This window comes from Flavobacterium sp. (assembly GCF_020217025.1).
In the GTDB taxonomy this organism is placed as follows: domain Bacteria; phylum Bacteroidota; class Bacteroidia; order Flavobacteriales; family Flavobacteriaceae; genus Flavobacterium.
Genome location: NZ_JAIWOF010000038.1, coordinates 1 through 10,000, shown reverse-complemented (window position 1 = coordinate 10,000; position 10,000 = coordinate 1). Strand labels below are relative to the sequence as shown.

Genomic DNA, 10,000 nt, shown 5'->3' with positions numbered 1-10,000 from the left:
AAAGGAAGAGCCAGAATGGATGACTGAATGGCGTTTGGAAGCTTTTCGCGCTTGGCAAGAAATGGAAGAACCAGAATGGGCAAACGTAAATTACGAAAAACCCGATTTTCAAGCGATTTCGTATTATTCAGCCCCTAAAAAAGCCGATCCGAATAAAAAATTAGAAGACGTTGATCCTGAACTTTTGGCCATGTACAAAAAGTTAGGAATTTCGGTTGATGAGCAAAAGAAAATGAATAACGTGGCGATTGATATTGTGGTAGATTCAGTTTCTGTAGCAACGACTTTCAAGAAAACATTAAACGAAAAAGGCATTATTTTCTGTTCGATTTCGGAAGCGATTAAAGAACATCCAGAATTAGTTCGTAAACATTTAGGAACGGTTGTTCCGATGAAAGATAATTTTTATGCTGCTTTAAATTCGGCTGTTTTCTCTGATGGAAGTTTCTGTTACATTCCAAAAGGCGTTCGTTGTCCAATGGAATTATCAACGTATTTCCGTATCAATCAAGGAGGAACAGGTCAGTTTGAAAGAACATTATTGGTTGCTGATGAAGAGAGTTATGTTTCTTATTTAGAAGGATGTACCGCTCCAAGTCGTGATGAAAATCAATTACACGCTGCTGTTGTAGAATTAATTGCAATGGACGGAGCTGAAATCAAATATTCAACCGTTCAAAACTGGTATCCTGGAAACAAGGAAGGAAAAGGTGGAGTTTTTAACTTCGTTACCAAAAGAGGTTTGTGTGAGAAAAATGCGAAAATTTCTTGGACGCAAGTAGAAACGGGTTCGGCTGTAACTTGGAAATATCCTTCATGTGTTTTGAAAGGCGATAATTCAATCGGAGAGTTTTACTCAATTGCCGTTACAAATAATTTCCAACAAGCGGATACGGGAACAAAGATGATTCATTTGGGAAAAAACACCAAGTCAACCATTATCTCAAAAGGAATTTCAGCTGGAAAATCACAAAACAGTTATAGAGGATTAGTGCAAATTGGAGCAAGAGCAGAAAACGCTCGTAATTTCTCACAATGTGATTCGTTATTGATGGGTAACAATTGTGGCGCACACACGTTCCCTTATATCGAAAGTAAAAATGCTTCGGCAAAAATCGAACACGAAGCTACGACTTCAAAAATTGGAGAAGATCAAGTGTTCTATTGTAACCAACGCGGAATTCCAACCGAAAAAGCTATTGCTTTAATCGTAAACGGTTTCAGTAGAGAAGTGTTGAACAAATTACCAATGGAATTCGCAGTGGAAGCTCAGAAATTATTGGAAATTTCGTTAGAAGGTTCAGTAGGATAATCAATCATAAATTAGAATATATAACACATTTACAAAATGTTACAGATAAAAAACTTACACGCTTCGGTAGAAGACAAAGACATATTAAAAGGAATCAACCTTGAAATTAAAGCAGGAGAAGTGCATGCGATTATGGGACCAAACGGTGCCGGAAAATCAACTTTATCTTCTATCATTGCAGGAAACGAAAATTACGAAGTAACGGAAGGGGAAATCTTTTTAGATGGAGAAGAAATTTCAGAATTAGCTCCAGAAGAAAGAGCGCACAAAGGCGTGTTCTTATCGTTCCAATATCCAGTGGAAATTCCAGGAGTTTCGGTAACGAATTTCATCAAAACAGCTATCAACGAAAAGCGTAAAGCGAATGGTGAAGAAGAAATGCCAGCGAATGAAATGCTAAAGAAAATCCGTGAGAAATCAGAATTGTTAGAAATGGACAGAAAATTCTTGTCACGTTCTCTAAACGAAGGTTTTTCAGGTGGTGAAAAGAAACGTAACGAGATTTTCCAAATGGCAATGTTAGAACCAAAAATTGCTATTTTGGACGAAACCGATTCAGGTTTAGATATCGATGCGTTACGAATTGTAGCTAACGGTGTAAACAAATTGAAAAACGAAAACAACGCGGTATTAGTAATTACGCACTACCAACGTTTGTTAGACTATATCGTTCCAGATTTCGTTCACGTTTTAATGGACGGGAAAATCGTAAAAACGGGTGGAGCTGATTTAGCTTTAGAGCTTGAAGAAAAAGGATACGATTGGATTAAACAAGAGCAAACCGTATAGTATGGAGTTGAAAGAAAAAATGTTAGCTTCTTTCATGGCCTTTGAAGAAAAAATCAAAGACAATGAAGATTTGCACGAAGTTCGAAATCACGCCATAAAAAATTTCGAAAACAAAGGTTTCCCTTCAAAAAAAGAGGAAGCATGGAAATACACGTCGTTAAATGCAATTTTGAAAAATGATTTTTCGGTTTTCCCAAAAAAGGATAATGCGATTGAATTTAAAGACGTAAAAAAGTATTTCTTACACGAAATTGACACTTATAAAGTAGTTTTCATTGACGGAATTTTTAGTTCGTTTTTGTCTTCTACTACACATGATGGTTTAGATGTTTGTTTGATGTCTTCGGCATTGACCAAACCGAAATATAAAATGGTAATTGATACCTATTTCAATCAAATTGCAAGTAAAGAAGAGAGTTTAACTTCTCTAAATACGGCTTTTTCATTGGAAGGTGCTTATATCAATATTCCAAAAAGTAAAGTGGTTGAAAAACCTATCGAAATCATCTATTTCTCAACCGGAAATGAAGCGGCTTTGATGGTACAACCTCGAAACTTAATCATCGTAGGTGAAAACGCTCATGTGCAAATCGTAGAACGTCATCAAAGTTTGAATTCTAATCCTGTTTTAACGAATTCGGTAACCGAAATTTTCGCTCAAAAACGTGCGATTGTAGATTACTACAAAGTACAAAATGATGTGCAAACTGCGAATTTGATTGACAATACGTACATTGCGCAAAAGCAAGAGAGTAGAGTAGCGGTGCATACGTTTTCGTTTGGTGGAAACATCACCAGAAACAACTTGAATTTCTATCACCAAGGAGAACGAATCGATTCAACGTTAAAAGGAATTACCATTATTGGCGACAAACAACACGTAGATCATTATACTTTGGTACAACATACAACTCCAAATTGCGAAAGTCACCAAAATTATAAAACGATTTTGCATGACAATTCAACTGGAGTTTTCAATGGAAAAATCTTCGTTGAAAAAGAAGCGCAAAAAACCGATGCATTCCAACAAAACAACAACATTTTAATTGGGGATAAAGCTACTATCAACGCAAAACCACAATTGGAAATTTTTGCTGATGATGTAAAATGTTCACACGGTTGTACGATTGGACAATTAGACGAAAGCGCTATGTTCTACATGCAACAACGCGGAATTCCGAAAAAAGAAGCGAAAGCTTTGTTGATGTATGCATTTACAAGCGAAGTAACCAACAGCATCAAAATACCAGAATTAAAAGCTAAAATTGGTAGAATTATCGCTGATAAATTAGGCGTAAATATGGGATTTGATTTGTAATCATCCTTATGTAAATAGTAGAAAACCGCTCTTAAGGCGGTTTTTTTATGTCTTTAAATCAGAATTTCCTTATCTTTAATAAAATTTTAAAGTATGGAAAGACCTCATTTTTCAGAACTGCAACTCCAAAAACTCTATCAGAAGGAATTTTTGAAAGACAAGGATTTGGAGGAAATTGCTAATTATCAAAAGAAAGGTATTTTTTCCTTGCGAAGCGAACTGCTTTTAATGATTTACTTTTCGATAATTATTTTTACTTCTGGAATTGGAGTAATTATTTACAACAACATCGATTCTATTGGACATTTAGCGATACTTTCGGCTAATTTTATTTTGATGTTGGTTTGCTTTCATTTCAGTTTTAAAAAAGCAAAAGGATATTCGAATCATGAGGTTTTGTTCGAAAATCCGTTGCATGATTATTTGGTTTTAACCGGAAGTTTGTTGGCGTGTGTTTTTTTAGGTTATATCAATTTTCAATACCAAATTTTTGATGATTCGTATGCTTATGTTTCCTTAATTTCCGCTATTTTATGTTTTGCGGTTGCCTATTATTTCGATAATCGAATTGTACTTTCTATGGCGATTACGAGTTTGGCTACGTTCATCGGAATTTCTATCACACCCAAAAGTGTATTTCAAAACGAAGTCTATTCCAATCTAGAATTAACGTATTCTGGATTGATTTTAGGAATGCTTTTATTGGTTTGGATGGAATATTCGTTGAAACACAAAATCAAAGCGCATTTTCATTTTGTATTTGCCACGTTTGCTTTGCATTTGTTAGGTGTTTGTATTATTGCTGGCTTACTTTCGGAACATTGGTTTGTTTTTATTCCAATTTTATTAGGGTTTATTTATTATTTCTACCGATTTAGTTATCGCGTTTTTGCTACATCACTTTTTGCTTTTATGTTGTTGTATGGCTATTTTGGTGTAAATGTATTAGGAGGAAAAATTCTGTCTTTTATAGATTTTGGAGCTTTTTTCGAATTTTTGATTATGGTTTCGCCTTTTTATGTAATTGCCAGTATTTATATGTTTATCAGATTAGTAAAACAATTTAACACCGAAAAAAATGCAAGCGTACAATAAATCTGAATTAGAAAACTATTTTTTGACCGAAGAAGCAAAAAAGTTATATCAAAAAAAATTCTTGTCAAAAGGCCAATTACAAAACATAAGTGCACAATTAATTCAATTAAAATCGAACTCTAATATTTTCTTTAGAATTGGATTCTTTTTGTTGGGAAATTTTTTGTTTTCTTCTGTAATTAGTGCTTTTGCAGTAATTTTACTTCAAATGATTAGTGATCAATACCAAATCATTTTTTTCTTGTATGCCGTTGTGGCTTACATAGGACTCGAAGTTTTAGTTAGAATGAAATTTTTTCGTCACGGATTAGATGATGCATTCTTGCTTTCTGCTCAATTTTCTTTTTTAATTGGAATTGGAATTCTCACTGAAGCTGTTCTACCCGTGTTAATCGCAATGTTAGTCTTAGGGGTGTTTTTTGCTATTCGATTTATCAATACAATTTCGGCTTTATTGGCATTTATTGGATTGGTTGGGATATTTTTCAATTTAATAGTCGAACATGATGTAATGCCTAAGTTTTATTTGTCATTTGTTGGATTGATTTTAGCGATTTTGGTTTACTTTTTAGTAGTTCATTTAATTAAAAACCAAAATTTCTATCCGTATTTCAAAACGTTCGATACGATTCGAATTGCGAGTTTGCTTTTAGGTTATTTGTCCATGAATTATTTAGTAGTTCGCGAATTATCCGAATCTTTAATGAACTTAGAAATTACAAATAAATCCGATGTTCCGCTTGCATTTGTTTTTTATGGACTCACGTTTTTAATTCCGTTGTTTTATTTATTTTTGGGAATTAAATGGAAAGACAAGTTGGTTTTATACACCGGATTAGCCACTTTAGCATTCGGATTTTACTCCATTCGTCATTATTACTATTTCTTCCCAATAGAATACGTTATGGTAATCAGCGGAATTTTACTTTTTGGATTTGCCTACTTGATTATCCAACAGCTAAAAAATAAAACCGAAGGCGTCACGTTCCAACCCGATAGAGATTCCGATGATTCTTTATTATTCAACGCTCAAGCGATTTTATCTTTAGCAAATGCTACCACACCAGCCCCAACTCAAACCAATCCAATGGAATTTGGTGGCGGTGGATTTAGTGGCGGCGGAGCAGGAGAGAAGTTTTAATTCTATTTTAACCTTTATTTATTCTAATTATAAACAATGAAGTTGTAAATTTGTACTCAAATTGTACAAAAAATGTTTGATGTTCAAAAAGTAAGAGCTGATTTTCCCATTTTATCGCAAAAAGTAAATGGCAAACCCTTAGTGTATTTTGATAACGGAGCTACTTCGCAAAAGCCACAAGTGGTAATCGATGCTATTTCGAAATATTACAGCGAAATCAATGCGAATATTCACCGCGGAGTACATACGTTGAGTCAATTAGCTACTGATGCTTATGAAGTATCTCGAAATACGATTCAAAATCACTTAAATGCAAAGCACAATCACGAAATCATTTTTACTTCGGGAACTACTTTCGGAATTAACTTGGTGGCGAATGGTTTTGCGAGTTTGCTAAATGCAGGCGATGAGGTAATGGTTTCGGCTTTAGAACACCACAGTAATATTGTGCCTTGGCAATTTTTATGTGAAAAAATAGGGGCCAAGTTGGTCGTAATTCCAATGAATGAAAAAGGCGAATTGGTTATTTCAGAATTCGACAAATTACTTTCCGAAAAAACGAAAATCGTAACCGTAAATCACATTTCAAATGCGTTAGGAACGGTTAACCCAATTGAATACATCATCAAAAAAGCACATGGAGTAGGAGCAGCTGTTTTAATCGACGGAGCACAAGCAACACCACATTTACGTCCAGATGTACAAGCATTGGAATGTGATTTTTATGTGTTTTCAGGTCATAAAGTGTGTGGACCAACAGGTGTTGGAATTTTGTACGGAAAAGAAGAGTGGTTGCGCAAATTGCCACCGTATCAAGGCGGAGGCGAAATGATTGCTGAGGTTACGTTTGAAAAAACAACTTATGCCGATTTACCACACAAATTTGAAGCTGGAACACCAAACATTGAAGGTGGAATTGTTTTAGGAACTGCTATCGATTATATGAACTCAATTGGTTTTGATAATATTGCGGCTTACGAACAAGAATTATTAGATTACGGAACTAAGAGATTGCAAGAAATTGAAGGTTTAATGATTTACGGAACAAGCGAAAACAAAGCTTCAGTGATTTCGTTTAACATCGAAGGTATTCATCCGTATGACATTGGCACAATTATCGATAAGTTAGGTATAGCGGTTAGAACTGGACATCATTGCGCCCAACCTATTATGAATTTTTTCAATATTCCAGGAACGATTAGAGCAAGTTTTGCTTTTTACAATACCAAAGAAGAAATTGATATCTTTGTAGAAGCGGTTAAAAAAGCGCAAATGATGTTATCTTAAAAAGTAAAATTATGAAAATCATGCTTACTATTTTTTTGTCTATTTTCCTTTCAAAAGGTTGTGCGCAAGACCAAGAACTATCTGATGTTAAAGTTGTTTATGGCGCTAATACAAGAGGTTATCACAGAATGATAACAATTGAAAATGGGACATTCTCGTTAGTTAGTCAAAGAGACGGAAAACCTAGTGTTGTCAATTTAACAGATGCACAATGGAAAAAGTTAGCGGAATTATATAGTAAAATAGATTTAAAAACTTTTAACGATTTAGAAGGTCCAACTATGGAGCGTGCGTATGATGGGAAACCTCATGCCGACATGACAATCGTGGTGAAAGATAAAACGTATACAACTAAAGGATTTGATCATACAATACCGCCTGCTAAAATTAAAGAATTTGTCGATTACATTAATAAAATTGCTGATGATTCTGTTTTTAAAAATCCTATTTTAGGAAGTTATGTTGTAGAAGAATTAGTTGGAGTTAACGTAGTTGAAAAAAACTATTTTATTAGTTTTGATACTGATAAAATTTCTGGCTTTATGGGTTGTAATATGTATTCTGGAACGTATAAGCAGAAGGATGAAAACATTACTATTTCACCTTTGATGTCCACAAAGAAATATTGTGAAAATGAAATGAAAAATGAAGATGTTTGGTTTAAATCTGTTTCTAATGTTTCTCGTTTCGAAATTGAAAACAAAACAATTTTTCTTTTAGACAACGATAATAAAGTAGTTTTAAAAGCAACAAAAAAATAAGAATGACAATTAAAGAAATACAAAACGAAATCGTAGATGAGTTCTCTATGTTTGATGATTGGATGCAACGCTACGAATACATCATTGAATTAGGGAAGTCGCTTCCATTAATCGATGAACAATACAAAGTAGACGAAAACATCATCAAAGGTTGCCAATCAAAAGTTTGGGTACACGGTGAAGAACAAGACGGAAAAATCGTTTTTACAGCCGATAGCGATGCGATTCTAACCAAAGGAATTATTGCGATTTTAATCCGAGCATTTTCTAATCAATCGCCAAAGGATATTTTAGATGCGAATACCGATTTTATTGACGAAATAGGATTAAAAGAACATTTATCACCAACAAGAGCCAACGGTTTGGTTTCGATGATAAAACAAATAAAAATGTATGCTTTGGCATTTCAATCAAAGCAATAATTAAAATTTAAAACCACAAGTTTTCAGATTAACTGAACACTTTTAACTGAATATTGAATACTAAAAATAAAATGGAAGAATTTAACGATACAATCAACTTAGGCGAAAACGTAGTCAAAGTTTTAAAAGGAATTTTTGACCCAGAAATTCCAGTAGATATTTACGAATTAGGTTTAATCTACGACGTGATGATTAACGAGGATAACGATGTAAAAATCTTAATGACCTTAACATCACCTAATTGTCCAGTAGCGGAAACGTTACCTCAAGAAGTGGAAGAAAAAGTAAAATCTATAGATGAGGTAAAATCATGTGAAGTAGAAATTACTTTCGACCCACCTTGGAGCAAAGACTTAATGAGCGAAGAAGCTAAATTAGAATTAGGAATGCTTTAAAATAGTAAGCAGTCGCAGTCACAGTTAACAGTGTTTTTACACTTACTTCTGAAAACTGCGACTGAAAACTGCGACTAAAATATGGACGAAATAGTAAATAAAGTAGCGCAAAGTTCCTTGATGGTATTCGATTTAGAGGATTACTATCCAGATAATCATGTGGTAGATTTAGATATTTCACAATGGCTATTGGAAGGATTTATTTTAAAAGAATCTGATTTTCGTGACCAATTAAAAAACTACGATTGGTCGTGTTTTGAAGATAAATATGTGGCTTTGTATTGTTCAACGGATGCTATTTTACCTGCTTGGACATTTGCTTTAGTTTCGGTTTATTTAGCACCTTATGCATTAAAAGTAATTCACGGAAGCAAAGAATTAGCGGTTATTGAGTGGTATCAAGATATATTGAACAAACTCGATTATACCGATTATTTTCATAAGCCAGTAATTCTTAAAGGTTGTTCTAAAAAGCAGGTTCCAAATCAAGTATACACTTTAGCCATTCAAAAATTAATGAAAGTTTCTAAAAGTGTTATGTTTGGTGAGGCATGTTCCGCTGTACCTCTTTATAAACAAAAATAAAGTACCTTTGTTTCTATAATTCTTAAAAAATTTAGAGATGAAAAGACTTTTTTTATGGATAGTATTGGTGTCAACATTTGGTTTAGCTCAAGAAACTGCAACAGACACAACAAAGCATTGGACTAGGAAAGGTGTTTTTACTTTTTTAGCTAATCAATCTTCATTTAGTAATTGGCAAGCAGGAGGTCAAAATAATTTCGCAGGAAATGTGGGTGTAAATTACGATTTCAATTATAAAAAAGGAGATTGGAATTGGGATAACAAAATTATTGTTGCCTATGGTTTAACCAAAATTAAAGGTGCTGATACTCAAAAAACAGATGATAGAATTGAATTCAATTCTTTAGTAGGTAGAAAGGCCATAGGATATTGGTTTTATTCTGCTTTTTTTAACTTTAAAACACAAATGGACACAGGTTTAGATCCAGCGTCACAAACCGTTAAGATTTCACATTTCTTTTCTCCAGCTTTTTTTCAATTAGGTCCGGGTATGTTGTGGAAAAAAAGCGATAATTTAAAAGTAAATTTTGCGCCTGCAACTTCTAAATTAATTATGGTGCATAATCATTTTACAGAATTAGGATCGTCTTTTGGGGTAGCGCAAGGTGAAACAACTCGTTATGAATTGGGAGCAGCCGTTAATGGGTACTATAAATTCAAATTGATGGAAAATGTTTCAGTAGAAAATATTTTAAACCTTTATTCAAATTATTTAGAAGAAGCTCAAAATGTAGATCTTGATTATCAATTGAATATTGTAATGAAAATCAATAAATTTTTATCTACCAACTTTGCCTTTCAAACAATCTACGACGATAATGCATTTAGAGGCTTTCAAACCAAGCAGATTATCGGCTTAGGTGTCAATTACGGTTTTTAAAACGAAACGGCTCAA

Annotated in this window: 11 protein-coding genes; all 11 read left to right on the top strand. The window is 33.7% G+C overall.

Annotated features, from left to right (window positions below; genetic code table 11):
- A partial coding sequence (sufB, locus tag LDL23_RS01700) for a Fe-S cluster assembly protein SufB (protein WP_291264162.1) occupies positions 1-1,312 on the top strand: 1,312 nt, incomplete at its 5' end.
- A gap of 36 nt (positions 1,313-1,348) precedes the next feature.
- Positions 1,349-2,101: a Fe-S cluster assembly ATPase SufC gene (gene sufC / locus LDL23_RS01695; RefSeq protein ID WP_291264161.1), complete on the top strand. Its 753-nt coding sequence runs from the start codon at positions 1,349-1,351 to the stop codon at positions 2,099-2,101.
- Position 2,102: 1 nt separating this feature from the next.
- The gene (gene sufD, locus LDL23_RS01690; protein WP_291264160.1) at positions 2,103-3,419 is read left to right on the top strand and encodes a Fe-S cluster assembly protein SufD; all 1,317 of its coding nucleotides are present in this window, start codon (positions 2,103-2,105) and stop codon (positions 3,417-3,419) included.
- A gap of 93 nt (positions 3,420-3,512) precedes the next feature.
- Positions 3,513-4,514: a DUF2157 domain-containing protein gene (locus tag LDL23_RS01685; RefSeq protein WP_291264159.1), complete on the top strand. Its 1,002-nt coding sequence runs from the start codon at positions 3,513-3,515 to the stop codon at positions 4,512-4,514.
- Positions 4,498-5,655 carry a hypothetical protein gene (locus tag LDL23_RS01680; RefSeq protein ID WP_291264158.1) on the top strand — a complete coding sequence of 386 codons (1,158 nt, stop codon included), beginning with the start codon at positions 4,498-4,500 and terminating at the stop codon, positions 5,653-5,655. Before LDL23_RS01685 ends, LDL23_RS01680 begins: the two co-directional genes overlap by 17 nt.
- Positions 5,656-5,727: 72 nt before the next feature.
- Complete coding sequence (locus tag LDL23_RS01675) at positions 5,728-6,942, top strand: cysteine desulfurase (RefSeq protein WP_291264157.1); 1,215 nt, start codon at positions 5,728-5,730, stop codon at positions 6,940-6,942.
- Between the two features lie 11 nt (positions 6,943-6,953).
- The gene (locus LDL23_RS01670) at positions 6,954-7,703 is read left to right on the top strand and encodes an META domain-containing protein (RefSeq protein WP_291264156.1); all 750 of its coding nucleotides are present in this window, start codon (positions 6,954-6,956) and stop codon (positions 7,701-7,703) included.
- A 2-nt stretch (positions 7,704-7,705) separates the two neighbouring features.
- The gene (locus tag LDL23_RS01665) at positions 7,706-8,125 is read left to right on the top strand and encodes a SufE family protein (RefSeq protein ID WP_264367884.1); all 420 of its coding nucleotides are present in this window, start codon (positions 7,706-7,708) and stop codon (positions 8,123-8,125) included.
- Positions 8,126-8,196: 71 nt separating this feature from the next.
- Positions 8,197-8,520 (top strand): SUF system Fe-S cluster assembly protein, encoded by a 324-nt coding sequence (locus LDL23_RS01660; RefSeq protein WP_291264155.1) that lies wholly within the window; start codon positions 8,197-8,199, stop codon positions 8,518-8,520.
- A gap of 81 nt (positions 8,521-8,601) precedes the next feature.
- Positions 8,602-9,105 carry a DUF2480 family protein gene (locus LDL23_RS01655; protein ID WP_291264154.1) on the top strand — a complete coding sequence of 168 codons (504 nt, stop codon included), beginning with the start codon at positions 8,602-8,604 and terminating at the stop codon, positions 9,103-9,105.
- Between the two features lie 37 nt (positions 9,106-9,142).
- Complete coding sequence (locus tag LDL23_RS01650) at positions 9,143-9,985, top strand: DUF3078 domain-containing protein (RefSeq protein ID WP_291264153.1); 843 nt, start codon at positions 9,143-9,145, stop codon at positions 9,983-9,985.
- Positions 9,986-10,000 lie beyond the last annotated feature (15 nt).